This window comes from Ralstonia sp. UNC404CL21Col (genome assembly GCF_000620465.1).
Classification (GTDB): Bacteria; Pseudomonadota; Gammaproteobacteria; order Burkholderiales; family Burkholderiaceae; genus Ralstonia; species Ralstonia flatus.
Genome location: NZ_JIBE01000008.1, coordinates 19,796 through 36,595, shown reverse-complemented (window position 1 = coordinate 36,595; position 16,800 = coordinate 19,796). Strand labels below are relative to the sequence as shown.

General features: G+C 65.9%; 14 protein-coding genes. 1 reads left to right on the top strand and 13 read right to left on the bottom strand.

From position 1 onward, the window contains the following. Nucleotides 1-15 precede the first annotated feature (15 nt). The 13 genes from N511_RS0116600 to coq7 form a co-directional block, all read right to left on the bottom strand. A complete protein-coding gene (locus N511_RS0116600; RefSeq protein WP_027680313.1) occupies nucleotides 16-1,011 on the bottom strand; it encodes a D-alanine--D-alanine ligase in 996 nt (331 codons plus the stop codon). Next, nucleotides 1,008-2,459, bottom strand: coding sequence for a UDP-N-acetylmuramate--L-alanine ligase (murC, locus tag N511_RS0116595; protein WP_027680312.1), 1,452 nt, complete (start codon nucleotides 2,457-2,459; stop codon nucleotides 1,008-1,010). The genes N511_RS0116600 and murC overlap by 4 nt, the downstream gene beginning before the upstream one ends. A 13-nt stretch (nucleotides 2,460-2,472) precedes the next feature. Beyond that, nucleotides 2,473-3,573 carry an undecaprenyldiphospho-muramoylpentapeptide beta-N-acetylglucosaminyltransferase gene (gene murG / locus N511_RS0116590; RefSeq protein ID WP_027680311.1) on the bottom strand — a complete coding sequence of 367 codons (1,101 nt, stop codon included), beginning with the start codon at nucleotides 3,571-3,573 and terminating at the stop codon, nucleotides 2,473-2,475. Next, nucleotides 3,570-4,811 (bottom strand): putative lipid II flippase FtsW, encoded by a 1,242-nt coding sequence (gene ftsW / locus N511_RS0116585; protein ID WP_027680310.1) that lies wholly within the window; start codon nucleotides 4,809-4,811, stop codon nucleotides 3,570-3,572. Before ftsW ends, murG begins: the two co-directional genes overlap by 4 nt. Further along, nucleotides 4,808-6,307, bottom strand: a complete 1,500-nt coding sequence (gene murD, locus N511_RS0116580; RefSeq protein ID WP_197032065.1) for a UDP-N-acetylmuramoyl-L-alanine--D-glutamate ligase — start codon at nucleotides 6,305-6,307, stop codon at nucleotides 4,808-4,810. Before murD ends, ftsW begins: the two co-directional genes overlap by 4 nt. A gap of 149 nt (nucleotides 6,308-6,456) precedes the next feature. After that, nucleotides 6,457-7,626 (bottom strand): phospho-N-acetylmuramoyl-pentapeptide-transferase, encoded by a 1,170-nt coding sequence (mraY, locus tag N511_RS0116575; RefSeq protein ID WP_009241610.1) that lies wholly within the window; start codon nucleotides 7,624-7,626, stop codon nucleotides 6,457-6,459. 15 nt (nucleotides 7,627-7,641) lie between these two features. Further along, entirely contained in the window at nucleotides 7,642-9,078 is a 1,437-nt protein-coding gene (locus N511_RS0116570; RefSeq protein WP_027680308.1) for a UDP-N-acetylmuramoyl-tripeptide--D-alanyl-D-alanine ligase, read from the bottom strand. Then, the gene (locus N511_RS0116565; RefSeq protein WP_027680307.1) at nucleotides 9,075-10,619 is read right to left on the bottom strand and encodes a UDP-N-acetylmuramoyl-L-alanyl-D-glutamate--2,6-diaminopimelate ligase; all 1,545 of its coding nucleotides are present in this window, start codon (nucleotides 10,617-10,619) and stop codon (nucleotides 9,075-9,077) included. Before N511_RS0116565 ends, N511_RS0116570 begins: the two co-directional genes overlap by 4 nt. Continuing rightward, complete coding sequence (locus N511_RS0116560) at nucleotides 10,616-12,403, bottom strand: peptidoglycan D,D-transpeptidase FtsI family protein (RefSeq protein WP_027680306.1); 1,788 nt, start codon at nucleotides 12,401-12,403, stop codon at nucleotides 10,616-10,618. The genes N511_RS0116565 and N511_RS0116560 overlap by 4 nt, the downstream gene beginning before the upstream one ends. After that, nucleotides 12,400-12,744 carry a cell division protein FtsL gene (gene ftsL, locus N511_RS0116555; RefSeq protein ID WP_027680305.1) on the bottom strand — a complete coding sequence of 115 codons (345 nt, stop codon included), beginning with the start codon at nucleotides 12,742-12,744 and terminating at the stop codon, nucleotides 12,400-12,402. Before ftsL ends, N511_RS0116560 begins: the two co-directional genes overlap by 4 nt. 28 nt (nucleotides 12,745-12,772) lie before the next feature. Then, the gene (gene rsmH / locus N511_RS0116550) at nucleotides 12,773-13,732 is read right to left on the bottom strand and encodes a 16S rRNA (cytosine(1402)-N(4))-methyltransferase RsmH (RefSeq protein ID WP_027680304.1); all 960 of its coding nucleotides are present in this window, start codon (nucleotides 13,730-13,732) and stop codon (nucleotides 12,773-12,775) included. 9 nt (nucleotides 13,733-13,741) lie between these two features. After that, nucleotides 13,742-14,170 carry a division/cell wall cluster transcriptional repressor MraZ gene (gene mraZ, locus N511_RS0116545; protein WP_004633088.1) on the bottom strand — a complete coding sequence of 143 codons (429 nt, stop codon included), beginning with the start codon at nucleotides 14,168-14,170 and terminating at the stop codon, nucleotides 13,742-13,744. A gap of 380 nt (nucleotides 14,171-14,550) precedes the next feature. Further along, complete coding sequence (gene coq7 / locus N511_RS0116540; RefSeq protein WP_027680303.1) at nucleotides 14,551-15,204, bottom strand: 2-polyprenyl-3-methyl-6-methoxy-1,4-benzoquinone monooxygenase; 654 nt, start codon at nucleotides 15,202-15,204, stop codon at nucleotides 14,551-14,553. A gap of 380 nt (nucleotides 15,205-15,584) precedes the next feature. On the opposite strand from coq7, the gene N511_RS0116535 reads away from it, so the two are divergent. Next, nucleotides 15,585-16,763 carry a porin gene (locus tag N511_RS0116535; RefSeq protein WP_027680302.1) on the top strand — a complete coding sequence of 393 codons (1,179 nt, stop codon included), beginning with the start codon at nucleotides 15,585-15,587 and terminating at the stop codon, nucleotides 16,761-16,763. Nucleotides 16,764-16,800 lie beyond the last annotated feature (37 nt).

The window sequence follows — 16,800 nt, the reverse complement described above, 5'->3', positions numbered from 1 at the left end:
CTGACGTTGCGTCGATTATTCGGGTTTCCAGTCGGTGCTCGCGTGCAGCTCCAGCGACGCACTCGCCGCCAGTTGCAGCACGAAATCTTCATAACTGATGCCGGCGGCGCGCGCGCCCATTGGCACCAGCGAATGGCCGGTCATGCCCGGCGACGTGTTCATCTCCAGCAGGAACGGCGCGTTGTCGGACTTGCGCAGCATGATGTCGGCGCGGCCCCAGCCACGGCAGCCCAGCCCGCGATATGCCTGCACCACCAGCGCCTGGACGCGCGCGGCCACATCGGCGGGAATCGGTGCCGGGCATTCGTAGCGCGTGTCGTCGGTGAAGTACTTGTTCTGGTAGTCGTAGTTGGCCTGCGGCGCGACGATGCGGATGAGCGGCAGCGCGGTTGCGCTTTCGCCTTCGCCGATGATCGGGCAGGTCAGCTCGTCGCCTTCGATGAACTGCTCGGCCATCACATCGCGGTCCAGGCGCGCGGCCTTTTCGTAGGCGGCGGGCAGCTCGGCGACGCTCGTGACCTTAGTGAGACCGATCGACGAACCTTCGCGCGCGGGCTTGACGATCAGCGGCAGGCCCAGGCGGTCGGCCACGGCTTGCCAGTCGGCGCCGGCGTGCAACATCACGAAATCGGGCGTGGGCAGGCCATGGGTCTGCCATTGGCGCTTGGTGGCTTCCTTGTCCATCGCCAGCGCAGACGCGAGTACGCCGCTGCCCGTGTACGGAATACCGAATTGCTCGAGCAGGCCCTGGATCGTGCCGTCTTCGCCAAAGCGGCCGTGCAGCGAGATCACCACGCGGTCGAAGCCTTGCTTGGCGAGATCCGCCACGGCCTGCAGGCCCGGGTCAAACGGATGCGCATCGACGCCGCGCGCGCGCAGCGCAGCCAGCACGCCGTTGCCGGACATCAGCGAGATCTCGCGCTCGGCGGACCGGCCACCCATGAGCACGCCGACCTTGCCGAGGGACTTGGGATCGATCGTCGGATTTGGAACAAACGGACCGGTCGTCATGCTGCTGCGCCTCCGTTCAGATCCACAACGTTGGCGGTGTGCGCCTGCGCCTGCAACGCAACCACTTGACCGGGCACCTGCCCGATCGATCCTGCGCCCATGGTGATGACCACGTCGCCGTCCTGCGCTGCATCGAGAATCGCTTGCGGCATGTCTTCAATCTGTTCCACGAATACCGGCTCGATCTTGTTGGCCACGCGCAGCGCACGCGTCAGTGCGCGGCCGTCGGCGGCGACGATGGGCGGCTCGCCGGCGGCGTACACCTCGGCCAGCAGCAGCGCATCCACGGTGCCCAGCACCTTGATGAAATCTTCAAAGCAGTCGCGCGTGCGCGTGAAGCGGTGCGGCTGGAACGACAGCACGAGGCGTCGATCAGGGAATGCACCGCGCGCCGCTGCCAGCGTGGCGGCCATCTCCACGGGGTGATGGCCGTAATCGTCGATGAGCGTGAAGCGGCCCTTGCCATCTGCGGTCGGCACTTCGCCGTAGCGCTGGAAGCGGCGGCCTACGCCGTTGAACTCGGCCAGCGCCTTGACGATCGCCTCGTCCGGCACTTCCAGTTCGGTGGCGATGGCGATGGCGGCCAGCGCGTTCTGCACGTTGTGCAGGCCCGGCAGGTTGAGCGTGATCGACAGCGGCGGCTCGGCATGGCCGTTGAGCTGGCGGATCACGGTGAATTCCATGCGGCCATCGACGGCACGCGCATTGACGGCACGCACCTGCGCGTCTTCGGCAAAACCGTAGCGCACGACGGGCTTGGAGACGAACGGCAGGATTTCTCGGACGTTCGGATCATCCACGCACAGCACGGCAATGCCGTAGAACGGCAGACGCTGCGTGAACTCGATGAACGCCTGCTTCAGGCGCGAGAAATCGTGCCCGTAGGTCTCCATGTGATCGGCATCGATATTGGTGATGACTTCGATCACGGGGAACAGGTTGAGGAACGACGCATCGGATTCGTCGGCCTCGGCGACGATGAAGTCGCCCGTACCGAGGCGCGCGTTCGCGCCCGCGGAGTTGAGACGGCCACCGATGACGAACGTCGGGTCCAGCCCGCCTTCGGCCAGCACGGACGCGACGAGGCTGGTGGTCGTCGTCTTGCCGTGCGTGCCGGCGATGGCGATGCCCTGCTTCAGGCGCATCAGCTCAGCCAGCATCACCGCACGCGGCACGATGGGGATGCGCTTGGCGCGCGCGGCCAGCACTTCCGGGTTGTCACCGCGCACGGCGGTGGAGACGACCACGGCATTGGCGCCGATCACATGTTCCGGCGCGTGGCCCTGCATGATCGTCGCGCCCAGCGTTGCCAGACGCTGCGTGGTCGCGCTGCTGCCCAGATCCGAGCCCGTCACGCGGTAGCCCAGATTCAGCAGCACCTCCGCGATGCCGCTCATGCCGGCGCCGCCGATGCCTACAAAATGGATGTTCTTGACGATGTGCTTCATATCGATTCGTTCCCTATGCCCGTGCCACCGCTACACACACGTCGGCGACACGCTCGGCCGCTTCCGGCCGTGCCTGCTCACGTGCTTTAGCCGCCATATCGGCCAAGTGCGCACGCGTCAGGGACGCGAGTGTATCTGCCAGCGATGCCGGCCCCAGTTCCTGCTGCGGCACCAACAGCGCCGCACCGCGTTCGGAGAGGAAGCGCGCATTGGTGGTCTGGTGATCGTCCACGGCATGCGGGAACGGCACGAACAACGCCGCGACACCGGCCGCGGCCACTTCTGAGACGGTCATGGCGCCCGCGCGACAGATCACGAGATCGGCGTGCGCATACGCAGCCGCCATGTCGTCGATAAAGGGCACGGGCTGCGCGTGGGCATCGTCGATGCCGGCAGCGGCATAGTTGGCGCGCAGCGTGTCGATCTGCTTGGCGCCCGCCTGGTGGATGACGATGGGCCGCGTATCGGCCGGCAGCAACGCCAGCGCCTTGGGCACCACGTCGTTGAGCGCCGCCGCGCCGAGGCTGCCGCCCACGACGAGCACGCGCAGCGGGCCGGTTCGCTCGGCGTAGCGCGCTTGCGGCGAAGCGAGCAGGGCCAAATCGGCGCGGATCGGATTGCCGACCCACTCAGCACCGGCCAATGCGTTCGGAAATGCGCACAGCACGCGATCGGCCACGCGCGCGAGCACGCGGTTGGCGAGGCCCGCAATCGAATTCTGTTCGTGCAGCACCAGCGGGCGGCCAAGCAGCACGCTCATCATGCCGCCCGGGAAAGTGATATAGCCGCCCATGCCCAGCACCACGTTCGGACGCACGCGGCGCACCACGCCGAGGCTCTGCCAGAAGGCACGCAGCAGATTGAGCGGCAGCAGGAACTTGGTGACGAGGCCCTTGCCACGCAGACCGCCGAACTGCACCGACTCCAGCGGAAAACCGTGCTTGGGCACGAGCTGGCCTTCCATGCCGTTCCCATTGCCGAGCCACACCACCTTCCAGCCACGCGAGGCCAACAGCTTGGCCACCGACAGCGCGGGGAAGATGTGACCACCCGTACCGCCGGCCATCACGAGGAGCGTGCGCGGCGCCAGGCCGGCCGAATTGCCCGCCGTCATACCTTGCCCCCACGCATCAGCACGCGGTTTTCATAGTCGATACGCAGCAGCACCGCGATCGCGACGCAGTTCATCAGGATGCCGGAGCCGCCGTAGCTGACCAGCGGCAGCGTCAGGCCCTTGGTCGGCAGCAGGCCCAGGTTCACACCCATGTTGATGAACGCCTGCCAGCCGATCCAGATCCCCAGCCCCTTGGCAACGAGGCCGGCGAACGTACGGTCGAGTTGCAGCGCGGTGCGGCCGATCTCGAAGGCGCGGCGCACCATCCAGTAGAACAGCAGGATCACGATCAGCACGCCGACAAAGCCCAGCTCCTCGCCAATGACGGCGAGGATGAAGTCGGTATGCGCTTCAGGCAGGTAGTGCAGCTTTTCGATGCTGCCGCCCAGGCCAACGCCGGTCCACTCGCCACGGCCGAAAGCGATCAGCGAGTGCGTGAGCTGGTATGCCTTGCCCTGTGCGTATTCCTCTTGCCACGGGTTCAGGTAGGCGAAGATCCGCTCACGCCGCCAGGGCGACGCCACGATCAGCAGCGAGAAAGTGGAAACCGCGGTCAGCACGAGGCCGCCGAACAGCTTGCCGTTCACGCCACCCAGGAACAGGATGCCCATGGCCACAGCCGCGATCACCAGGAACGCGCCCATGTCCGGCTCCAACAGCAGGAGCGAGCCGACAAACGCCACGGCCACGCCCATCGGCAGGAAGCCCTTGCGCACGCTCTGCATCCAGTCCTGCTTGCGCACGGTGTAGTTGGCGGCGTACAGCACCACCGCCAGCTTCATCAACTCGGAAGGCTGGAAGTTCATGACGCCCAACGGCAGCCAGCGGCGCGCGCCATTCACGCCCTTGCCCACGTGCGGCACGAGCACGATCACCAGCAAGACGAGCGCGATGATGAAGAGCTTCGGTGCGTATTTGTCCCAGAACTTGACCGGAATCTGGAAAGCGACGATCGCACCGACCAGCCCGATCACCAGCGAGAAGATGTGACGGATCAGGAAGTGCCCGTTGCTGTAGTTGGCGTACTTGGGCGAATCCGGCAACGCGATCGACGCCGAATACACCATCACCAGCCCGAGGCCGAGCAGCACGATCGCCACCCACATCAGCGGCTGGTCGTACTCCATCATCTTGGAGCGCGTGGGCTTGACCCCTGAAACGGCGTCGCGCAGGCCATCCCACGCATTGCCGATGGTCGCGCCGATGAAGCCGCTGCGCTTGATCTGAGTGTCGCTCATAGGAGGACTCCTCGGTCTGCCGCCAATGCGACCACGGCCTCGTGGAATACCTGGGCGCGGTGTTCGTAGTTGCGGAACATGTCGAAGCTTGCGCACGCCGGGGACAACAGCACGGCGTCGCCCGGCTGCGCATGCGCGGCGGCTTCCTGCACGGCGGCTTCCAGCGTCGGCGCATCGATCAGCGCGACACCGGTGTTGGCCAGCGCCTCACGAATCAGCGGTGCATCGCGGCCGATAAGGATCACGGCGCGCGCGTACTGGGCGACCGGCTCGGCCAGCGGCGAGAAGTCCTGACCCTTGCCATCGCCGCCCGCGATCAGCACGACGTGCTTGGACAAGCCCGACAGCGCTGCCACCGTCGCGCCGACGTTGGTGCCCTTGCTGTCATCGAAGAATTCGATGTCGTCAAACGCGGCGATCAGTTCGACGCGGTGCGGCTCGCCGGCGTAGTCGCGCAGGCCGTGCAGCAGCGCGCTCACGGGTAGGCCAATCGCGCGGCACAGCGCCAGCGCCGCCATCGCGTTGGTGGCGTTGTGCAAGCCGCGGATGCGCAGCGCGTCGGCGGGCATCAAGCGCTTGAGGCGCACCGGCACCGGGGCGGCGGGCGCGTTGTCGCCCTTCTTGCGGCGCGTGGGCTTGGGCAGATCTTCCTCGTCGGCTTCGGCCAGGACGATCCACGGCATGCCGCCATCGCGCAGCAGGCCGAGCGCATCGGGCGTGCCCGGCTCATCGATGCCGAAGGTGATATCGCCGCCGTTCTTGCTTGCGAATGCCATCACGCCAGCGTCCTGACGGTTCAGCACGCGCACGGTGTTGGCGCCGAAGATGCGGCCCTTCGCAGCGGCATAGGCCTCCAGCGTGCCGTGCCAGTCAAGGTGATCCTGCGTGATGTTGAGGACGGTGGCCGCGTCGGCGTCGAGCGTGTGCGTGGTTTCGAGCTGGAAGCTGGAAAGCTCGAGCACCCACACGTCGGGCAGCGTTTCGGCATCAACGCATTCGCTCAGCTTGTCCAGTGCAGATGGGCTGATGTTGCCTGCCACGCCGACGGTCTTGCCGGCACGCTCCACGAGGGCGCCTGTGAGCGCCGTGGTGGTCGTCTTGCCGTTCGTCCCGGTGATGGCCAGCACGCGCGGCGCGTAGCCTTGCGCCGCCTTGAGACCCGCCAACGCCCGGGCAAACAGTTCGATTTCGCCCCACACCGGCACGCTCTGCGCCTTGGCGGCGCTCAGCAGCGCAGCAACGTTGGCATCCAGCGGCGACAGGCCCGGGCTGATCGCCACCAACGTCACACCGTCCAGCAGCGACACGGCAAACGGGCCGCTCACGAATTCGGCGTCCGGCACATGGGCGCGCAGCGCCGGCAGGTTGGCCGGTGCCTCACGAGTGTCGGCCACGCGCACGCGCGCGCCATGACGGGCACACCAGCGCGCCATGGCGAGGCCGGATTCGCCGAGGCCGAGCACCAGCACCACCGGCGCGTCGAACTCGCCGAACATGCGCGGCGCTTGTGCGGTTTCAGCGGCGGCCATCGGCTCGGCCGAATCGAGCGTCGCGACAACGGCGTCCACGGCGGCGTCCGGCGGCGTGGCGGCCATGTCGTCGTCCGGCGTGATGGGGGCGTCGGTCATGTCTGTCATGTCCGTGCTCACCGCAGCTTCAGGGTCGACAGGCCGATCAGCACCAGCATCATGGTGATGACCCAGAAGCGCACGACCACTTGCGTTTCCTTCCACCCGGACAGCTCGAAATGATGATGCAGCGGCGCCATGCGGAACAGGCGCCGGCCCTCGCCATAACGCTTCTTGGTGAACTTGAACCACGTCACCTGCAGCATCACGGAGACGGTCTCCGCCACGAAGATGCCGCCCATGATGAAGAGCACGATTTCCTGACGCACGATCACGGCGATGGTGCCGAGCGCCCCGCCCAGCGCCAGCGCGCCGACGTCGCCCATGAACACCTGTGCCGGATGCGCGTTGAACCACAGGAACGCAAGCCCCGCACCTGCCATCGCCGAGCAGAAGATCAGCAGTTCGCCCGCGCCCGGAATGTGCGGGAACAGCAGGTACTTGCTGTAGACCGCGCTGCCCATCACGTAGGCGAACACGCCCAGCGCGCTGCCCACCAGCACGACCGGCATGATGACGAGGCCATCGAGGCCGTCGGTCAGGTTCACCGCATTGCTGGAGCCGACGATCACGAGGTACGTCAGGATGATGAAACCGAACACGCCAAGCGGATAGCTGATCTCTTTGAAGAACGGCACGATCAGGTGCGACTTGGCCGGCAGGTTCAGCGACAGGCCGCTGCGCACCCACTCCATGAACAGCTCGAGCACGCGCATGTTGCTCGTCTCGGACACCGAGAACGCCAGATACGCCGCCGCAAACAGACCGATCACGGTCTGCCAGAAGAACTTCTCGCGCGAAGACATGCCCTTCGGATCACGGTGCACGACCTTGCGGTAGTCATCCACCCAGCCAACAGCGCCGTAGCCGAGCGTGACGAGCAGCACGATCCAGATGAAGCGGTTGCCCCAGTCGGCCCACAGCAGCGTCGACACGGCAATGCCGATGAGCACCAGCACGCCGCCCATGGTGGGCGTGCCGGCCTTGACCAGGTGCGTCTGCGGACCGTAGCTGCGCACGGCCTGGCCGACTTTCAGTTCCGTCAGGCGACGGATCACCCACGGCCCGAACCCGAGGCCGATCACGAGCGCCGTGAGCGATGCCATCACGGCGCGGAACGTCAGATAGTTGAAGACGCGCAGGAAGCCGTAGTCGTTCTGCAACCATTGCGCCAATGCCAATAACATGGGTTCTTGCTTCCCTTAATGCTGCTGTTGTGTGTTGGAACCGGTCGGCAAATCCGCTACCGGGTCTTTCAAGACCAGCGCTTCCACAATGCGTTCCATCCGCATGAAGCGCGAGCCCTTCACCAATACCGTCGCGGCCGGCGCAATGGCGCCCAGGCCGTGTTCGATCAAGTCTTCCGCCGACGCAAAATGCTGCGCGCCCGGGCCGAATGCATCGACTGTGTGACGCGCAAGCTCGCCGGTTGCGAGCACCGCGTCGATGCCGTGCGCGCGCGCATACGCGCCGATCTCTTCGTGGAATGCTGGCCCCTGCGAGCCCACTTCACCCATGTCGCCGAGCACCAGGCAGCGCGGCGCCGGCAGCGTGACGAGCGCGTCGATCGCCGCGCGCATCGAATCCGGGTTCGCGTTGTACGTGTCGTCGATGACGAGGCCGCCGTGTGCGCCCTGCTTGCGCTGCAACCGCCCCTTGACGGGCGCGAAGTTGCCGAGCGCGTGTGCAATCACCGCCGGGGCGACACCGGCGGCCAGCGCGCATGCCGTGGCGGCCAGCGCATTGCGCGCGTTGTGCAAGCCGAGCAGCGGCAAGGTGATGACGAAGCGCTGGCCCGGCGCCTGCACATCGATGCGTTGGCCGGCGGCGGTGTCCACCACCGTGCCCGTCACAGCCCCGGCCTCGATACCGAAGTCGAGCACGCGGCGCGAACCGGCCGCGGCTTGCCACACCGGCGCGTATTCGCCCCCGTTGGCCGCATCGCGCGGATACACCGCTACGCCATCGGCCGGCAACGCGGCCAGCACAGCGGCGTGTTCTTCGGCCACCGCTTCCACGCTGACCATGAATTCCTGGTGCTCGCGCTGGGCGTTGTTGATCATCGCGACGGTGGGCTGCGCAATGGCGGCCAATACGGCCGTCTCGCCCGGATGGTTCATGCCGAGTTCGAGCACGGCCAGCTTGTGTTGCGCGTTCAGGCGGAACAGCGTGAGCGGCAGGCCGATGTCGTTGTTGAAATTGCCGGCAGTCGCCAGGCGGGCGTCTTCACCGACGGCCTGCGCAAAGATCGCGGAGATCATCTCCTTGACCGTGGTCTTGCCGTTGCTGCCCGTCACGGCGACGACGGGAATCGGGAACTGGCGGCGCCAGCCGGCGGCAAGCTGGCCGAGCCCGATGCGCGTGTCGGCGACGGTCAGCACGGCCACATTGGTGACATCGAGCGTGGCGGCCGGTGCGCGCGACACCAGCACGGCAGCAGCGCCACGCGCCACCACTTCGGGCAAGAAGTCGTGCGCATCGAAACGCTCGCCGATCAGCGCGACGAACAGGTCGCCGGGTTGCACAGCGCGGCTGTCGGTCGTCACGCGCAGGATCGCTGCGTCGGGGCCGGCGAGATAGGCGCCGGCCATCCAGGCAGCGGCGTCGGTGGCGTGCATCATGACGGTCGCGGCGCTCATGCATTCACCCCGCGGGCGGCGAGCGCCAGGCGCACATGTTCCTGATCGGAGAACGGCCGCTTGCGACCGGCAATCTCCTGCGTCGATTCATGTCCCTTGCCCGCCACGACGATCACGTCATGCGCATCGGCGTGGCGCACGGCGTGCAGGATGGCGGCCGCGCGGTCTTCGATCTGGGTGGCGGCGCGCGGGTTGTCCATGCCGTCGGCGATCTCGTCGAGGATGTGCTGCGGATCTTCGCTGCGCGGGTTGTCGGAGGTCAGCACCACGTGCGGCGCCAGGCGCTCGGCGATGGCGCCCATCTGTGGACGCTTGCCGGGGTCGCGGTCACCGCCGCAGCCGAACACGGCCCAGAGCTTGCCGCCCCGCGCTTCGGTAATCGGCGCAAGCGCGCGCAGCGTTTGCTCCAGCGCGTCGGGCGTATGGGCGTAATCGACCACCACGAGGGGGCCGTCTTCACCGCCGAAACGCTCCATCCGGCCGCTCACGGGCTGCAGCTTTTCCAGGCGCGCAATGGCGTCCTGCCACGGCACGCCAGCCGCCAGCAGTGCGCCCAGCACACCCAGCAGGTTCGATACGTTGAACAGGCCGACGGTCGGGGCATGCACGGTCGCGCGACCGAAGCTGCCGTCCACGTCGAACGTCGTACCGGTGCGATGCGCGCGCACGTTGCTGGCGCGCAGCCATTGTCTGGCGCCGTGCTGCGCAGCCGCTTCGCCGTCGATGCCGTATTCGATGGTTTCGACTTCGGCACGGGCGTTCTGCAGCAAGCGCACACCAGCCGCATCGTCGCGATTGATCACCGCCGCGCGCAGGCCCGGCCAGCTAAACAGACGCGCCTTGGCGAGTTCGTACTCGGCCATCGTGCCGTGGTAGTCCAGGTGATCCTGCGTCAGGTTGGTGAACACCGCGATGTCGAAGCAGGTGCCATCCACGCGGCCTTGCTCCAGACCATGTGACGACACTTCCATGGCGATGGCGCGGGCGCCCGCGCGGTGCAGATCGGCGAGGCTGCGCTGGAGCTGGATGGCGTCCGGCGTGGTGAAGCCGGTCGCGGCCAGCGCATCGACAAACCCGGTGCCGAGCGTACCCACCACTGCGCAACGCTCGCCGTGTTTGGTCAGCGCCTGCGCAATCCATTGCGAACACGAAGTCTTGCCGTTGGTGCCGGTCACGCCGATCACGCGCAAGGCTTCGGAGCCAGGCACGCCGTACCACTGCGCGGCCAGCGGCCCGGCCAGTTCCGCCAGACCGTCCACCGGCAGAATGCGCACGGGGGCGTCGGCAGGCATTGCGTAGCCATGGGCTTCGGCCAGCACGGCGGAAGCCCCGGCCTCGATAGCCTGCGGAATATGCGGACGGCCGTCGCCATGCTGGCGCACATTGCCGAGCACGTAGGCGACGAACACGTCGCCGGTCTTGAGCTTGCGTGTGTCGCTCGTGAGGTTGGCACCCGCCGGCGCTTGAACGCGCAGCCAGTCCACCACGGGCGCCAGGCGCGCTGCGATGGTCGGGCGATCGGAGGTCGGCTTGGCTGTCATTGCAGCCCCCCTACCGGCTCTTCCGGCACGTCCGGCGTCATCACGAGCTGACGGACCGGCGAATCCGGCGGCACGTTCAACGCGCGCAAGGTGCCGCCCACGATCTGGGAGAACACCGGACCGGCCGCACCGCCACCGTATCGGTTACCCACCGTGGGCTCGTCCACGCTCACCGCGACGATGATGCGCGGGTTCGACATCGGCGCCAGACCAATAAACGAGGCGCGATACTTGGAGCGGTCATAGCCGCGCCCGGTGTGCTTCCACGCAGTGCCGGTCTTGCCGCCCACGCGATAGCCCATCACCTGCGCCTGAGGCGCGGTGCCGCCGGGCGCCGTCACCGTCTCAAGCATCTGGCGAACCTGCCGCGCCACTTCCGGAGAGATCACGCGCTCGCCCTGCGGCGGCTGCCCATTGGTGCGGTACATCGTGATCGGGATCAGTTCCCCATCGTGCGCGAAGATCGTGTAGGCATGAGCGATCTGGAACAGCGAGACCGACAGGCCATATCCATACGACATCGTCGCCTGCTCAATGCGGCGCCATTTGTTGGCCGGCCGCAGCCGCCCCGCCACCGCACCCGGGAAGCCGATCTTTGGCGCCTGCCCCAGGCCGACGCTCGTAAACATGTCCCACATTTCCTGCGGCTTGAGCGTCATCGCAATCTTGGTCGTGCCGATGTTGCTCGAGTGCTGGATGACCTGGGCGACCGTCAGCGTGCCGTAGTTGCCGGTATCGGAGATGGTCGCGCCTTCAAAACTGTATTTGCCGTTGGTCTGCACCAGCGTGTTGGGCGTCACGCGCTTGAGCTGCAGCGCCAGGCTGATGGTGATCGGCTTCATCATCGAGCCCGGCTCGAAGGTGTCGGTCAGCACGCGGTTGCGCAGCTGCTCGCCTGACAGGCGACTGCGGTCGTTCGGGTTGTAGGTCGGGTAGTTGGCGAGCGCCAGCACCTCGCCGGTCTGGGCATCCAGCACGATCGCGCTGGCGGCCTTGGCGTGGGTACGCTCGATGGCAGCCTTCAGTTCGTTGAAGGTCAGGTACTGGATCTTGGCGTCGATCGACAGCGTTTGGTCATGCCCGTCACGCGGGGCCTTGAGGACGCCCACGTCTTCCACCACGCGGCCCAGCCGGTCCTTGATCACCTGGCGCTGGCCAGCGGCACCCGCGAGGTCGGACTCGCGTGCCAGCTCCATGCCTTCCTGGCCCTTGTCCTCAACGTTGGTGAAACCGACGATGTGCGCCATCGCCTCGCCTTCCGGATAGAAGCGCTTGTATTCACGCGTCTGATAGATGCCTTCGATCTTCAGCGAGGCAATCTGATCGGCTACCTCGGGCAGCACCTGACGCTTGAGGTAGACGAAGCCCTTGTCTTCGCCGAGCTTGCCCGACAACTCCTTGTTGTTCATGCCGAGCAGCTTGGCGAGCTTCTTCATGTCCTCGCCAGGCACGTTGTTGGGCACGTCTTCGGGCACTGCCCAGATGGCCTTCACCGGCAGGCTCGTCGCCAGCACCAGACCATTGCGATCGAGAATCTTGCCGCGCGTGGCGGGCAATTCCAGCGTGCGCTGGAAGCGCTTCTTGCCCTCGGCCTCATAGAAACGGTTGCCGGGGCCTTGAATCCACAGCGCGCGACCGATCAACGCCAGGAAAGCCGCGAACATCAGGAACACGACCAGCTTGGAGCGCCACATCGGCAGGCGCAGGCCCAGCACGGGGCTGGCGGAAAACTGGCCCAGGCGCGCGCGCGCCGTGGTGCCGTTGGACTTGCGTGCGCCGCTCATGGCTGGACTCCGGAAGCCGTGGGCGCGCTGCCCTCCACTGAGGACGCCATCGAGGACGTCCCAGCGGCCGGCAAATCGGCAAACCCCTGCAGATACTGCGTGCGACCCGCCTGTGCGGGCGACATCTTCAACTGCCTGCTCGCGATGTCGGCAATGCGAGCGCTCTTGCCCAGCGCGCTCTGCTCATATTGCAGACGCGACCAATCGGTGTTGAGTTGCTTCTCTTCCGCCTGCGCACGATCCAGCGCGACAAACAGTTGCCGCGCCTGATGCTGTGCGTTGACCAGCGACAGCGCACACAGCACCAGCGCGGTCAGCAGGAACATGTTCAGGCGGTTCATGGCGTGGGTCTCCGCGAGTCAGCAGCTGTCAGCAACGCTCGGCCACGCGCATGATGGCCGAGCGCGCACGCGGGTTGGCCGACACCTCGGCCTCCGACGGCTTCACACGGCCAAGCAGGCGCAACTGCGGCGCCGGCAACTCATGCGCACGCAGCGGCGCCCGACGCAGCTCCGGCGCGGCGGATTGCTCCGGACGCGCCAGAGCCTGCATGAAGCGCTTGACGATGCGGTCTTCCAGCGAATGGAAGCTGATCACGACGAGACGTCCCCCCTGTTCCAGGCGTTCAAAGGCAGCCTTCAGACCGGTTTCGAGGTCCGCAAGCTCTTGATTGACGTGAATCCGTAAAGCTTGAAAGGTGCGGGTCGCAGGGTCTTGGCCCTTCTCGCGTGTTTTGACGGCTTGCGCCACGAGCGCGGCAAGCTCGGATGTGCGATCGAGAGGACCTCGATCCCCGGATTGGCCCCGGCGAGCAACAATCGCCTTTGCAATCTGTACAGCAAACCGTTCTTCCCCATAGTCCCGTATCACCCTCGCAATGTCGCGCTCATCAGCCTCGGCCAGCCATTGGGCTGCGGTGATGCCGCGCGTGGTGTCCATCCGCATGTCGAGCGGGCCATCCATCCGGAACGAGAAGCCGCGTGCGCCTTCGTCGATCTGCGGCGAACTGATGCCGAGATCGAGCAGCACGCCAGCCACCCGCTCCACGCCGCGCGCGTCCAGGCACTGGGCCATCTGCGCGAAGCTGTCATGCTCAATAGCGAAGCGGGCATCCTCTACGGTGCCCGCTTCGGTGATTGCTGCCGGGTCCTTGTCGAAGGCGACAAGTCTGCCGCCGGGCCCCAGCCGTTCCAGGATGCGCCGGCTGTGCCCGCCCCTCCCGAAGGTTCCATCGATATAGATGCCGTCGTCGCGCCAGATGAGCGCGTCGACCGCTTCGTCTAAGAGCACCGTTTGATGGCGCAGTCCCGTACTGGCTTGGGTTGTCATCGCGCGTCATCAAAAGGAGAAATTCTTGAGGGCGTCGGGCATGCCTTGCGCCATGGCGGCCTGCTCCTTCGCGGTGTACGTGGCGGCATCCCAGACTTCGAAGTGGCTGCCCATGCCGAGCAGCATCACGTCACGTTCAAGGGAGGCGGCCGCGCGCAGTTCCGGGGTGATGAGGACGCGGCCGGCGGTATCGAGTTCGACATCGGCGGCGCTGCCCAGGAAGATCCGTTTCCACCAGTGGGCTTCCATCGGCAGGGCGGCGATGCGCTCGCGGAAGCGTTCCCACTCCGGGCGCGGAAACAGCATGAGGCAACCGTCCGGGTGCTTGGTCACAGTCACCCGGCCCTCGGCCTGCAGCTGAAGCGCTTCGCGGTGCCGCGACGGAATGGACATCCGCCCTTTGGCATCCAGCGTCAGCGCTGACGCACCCTGGAACACGTTGGTTTCTCTCTCCGCGCGGCGACTTGATCGCCACTCACCTTGTCGTCAACTGGCTCGCAAACGGCCTCTTTAAACCACAAAACTACACTTTCTGACACTGTTTCCCACTTTAGAGGAACGACTTTAGGCGGTCAAGGCTTGCACAGGCCTGCGAGACGGAAAATTTGCAATCAGAACAATGACTTAGCGCACCCGCCCAAGAAGGGTGCGTGACTTTTCTCAATCAAATGAAGGAGATAGCGTGGTTTATGTAGAAACCACGTGAGAGAACAGCAGGCGACAGCGCCCCTTGTGCGGGGGCGCTGATCGCTCGCGGTAACGCTCGGGCGAATGGAGGAGCGTGCGATTTGTCGTCGGGGCGTCAGCCGCGACGTGCGTCAAATGCGGTAGGCGGTGGCCGTCATGACGCGCGACGCAGCGCGCATGGCTTGGCGGATGGGCGCAGGCAACTCGATGCCGCCCGCTTGGCGCGCGTTATCGCCGTGGCGGATTTCGTCGTCACGCATCTGGGCGACGATGGCACGCGAGCGGGAGTCCTGTTCGGGCAACTTGTCGAGATGGCCGTCGAGGTGATGCTCCACTTGGCGCTCGGTCTCCGCAACGAAACCGAGGCTGATCTTGTCGCCGAGGCGCCCGGCCACCGCGCCGATCGCAAAGGCGCCGGCATACCAGAGCGGGTTCAGGAGGCTCGGGCGGTCGTTCAACTCCTGCAAACGCTGGGCGCACCAGGCGAGGTGGTCTTCTTCTTCGCGAGCGGCTTCGTCGAGCTGAGCCCGGATGGCCGGATCCCGTGCAAACAGGGCTTGCCCCTGATACAGGGCCTGGGCGCAGACCTCGCCGACATGGTTCACGCGCATCAGGCCGGCGGCATGGCGGCGGTCAGCCTCGGCAAGCTTGGCGGCAGCATCAGCCGTATCCGCGGAGGCGGCGGAGGCGATGACGGCATCGGCGGGGTTCGGTCGGCTGGCGCGGGTGACGCCCGCCACAGCGCGCAAGGCGCGGTCGAATTCGGAGAGGAAGCGGTCGAGCATAAGTACAGGCGCCGTCGGCAATGGCGTGCGGCGCAATCGCCATTGTAAGGCCGACATGGCGAAGGACTTTGCGCGCAGTCAGAAACCGGCTGACCAAACACTACTGTACGGGATAACCCTGCGGGCGCGCGGATCGCATCTAAAACCGCAAGGAATCGGCGGCGGACATCCTCGATCTATTTCGAATTCGGAAACAGCCTGTTGCCGGGATCAGACAGCAAACGCGCGTTTACGAACATTCGTTCGCAAATTTCGACCGACGCCTGCAACCCGTTGCTACATTAGTCAGCGACTTCGTTTGAAAGTCATGGGGCGGGAAGACGAGAACGGAGGGTCTGCCTGCCACCGAACCCAATAAATAAAGATCTGGAGACCGACCGATGAAGAAATCGCTGCTGGCATTGGCAGTGCTGGGCACATTTGCAGGTGTTGCGCAGGCTCAGTCGAGTGTGACGCTGTATGGCGTGGTCGACGCCAACGTTGAGTACGTCAACCACGCGCAAGCCGTGACGGCTGCAGGGGTGGTCATACCGGGCAGCAGCGGTTCGCGCCTGGCGATGCAGGCCGGCGGGCTGTCTTCCAATCGCTGGGGCTTGCGCGGCGTTGAAGACATCGGTGGCGGTCTCAAGGGCCTGTTCGTGCTGGAGTCGGGCTACGGCATGGACACCGGCACGCTGCAGCAGGGCGGGCGCCTGTTCGGCCGCCAGGCGTTTGTCGGCTTGCAGGGCAACTGGGGCAAGATCACGCTGGGCCGGCAATACACCACGATCTTCGACATGATGGCGAACTTCTCGCCGACCGGTTACGCCACGCAGTATGAGCCGGTGGTCGGCCAGCTGGGCCCGAACTTCCGCGAAGACAACGTCATCAAGTACACCGGCGCATTCGGCCCGCTGACCGTGGAAGGCCACTGGTCGTTCGGCGAGCGCGCCGGCAGCCAGACCGCCAACTCGGCGTACGGCGTGGGCGCAAACTACTTTGGCGGCCCGTTCGGCCTGGGTATCGCCTATGACGAAGTGAAGGTCCTGACGGCAGCCGAAGCCCTGGGCGGCCCCGGCAACGAGTACGCCAAGGACAAGCGCGCCGCCATCGCCGCGAGCTACACGGTGGGGCCCGTCAAGGTCATGGGCGGCTATCGCTACGGCAAGACCGACACGGCTTCGTCTGGCGCCACGCTGGCGCTGCTGCCGCACCGCGACGATTACTACTGGGCTGGCGTGAACTACCAGGTGACGCCTGCCCTGGGCCTGACGCTGGCGTACTACTACGACAACATCAAGGAAGCGACCATCGGCGGCGCAACGGTCAACCCGCGCAACCCGCAGCAGTGGCAGTTCATCGCCGACTACAACTTCTCCAAGCGCACCGACGTGTACCTGAGCGCGGCGTATGCGCGCAATGCGTCGCTGAACTGGGATTCGATCGGCTATGTGACGAACCCGGCAACGGGCGCGCAGACCTCGGTGGGCTACCTGCCGGCTGCATCGCAGACGTACTTCATCACGCCGAACTCGGATAACCAGGTCGGTGTGGCGATCGGCGTGCGCCACAAGTTCTGACGCACGCTTTGGTTTTGCCCGCCGCCCCTCTCCTTGG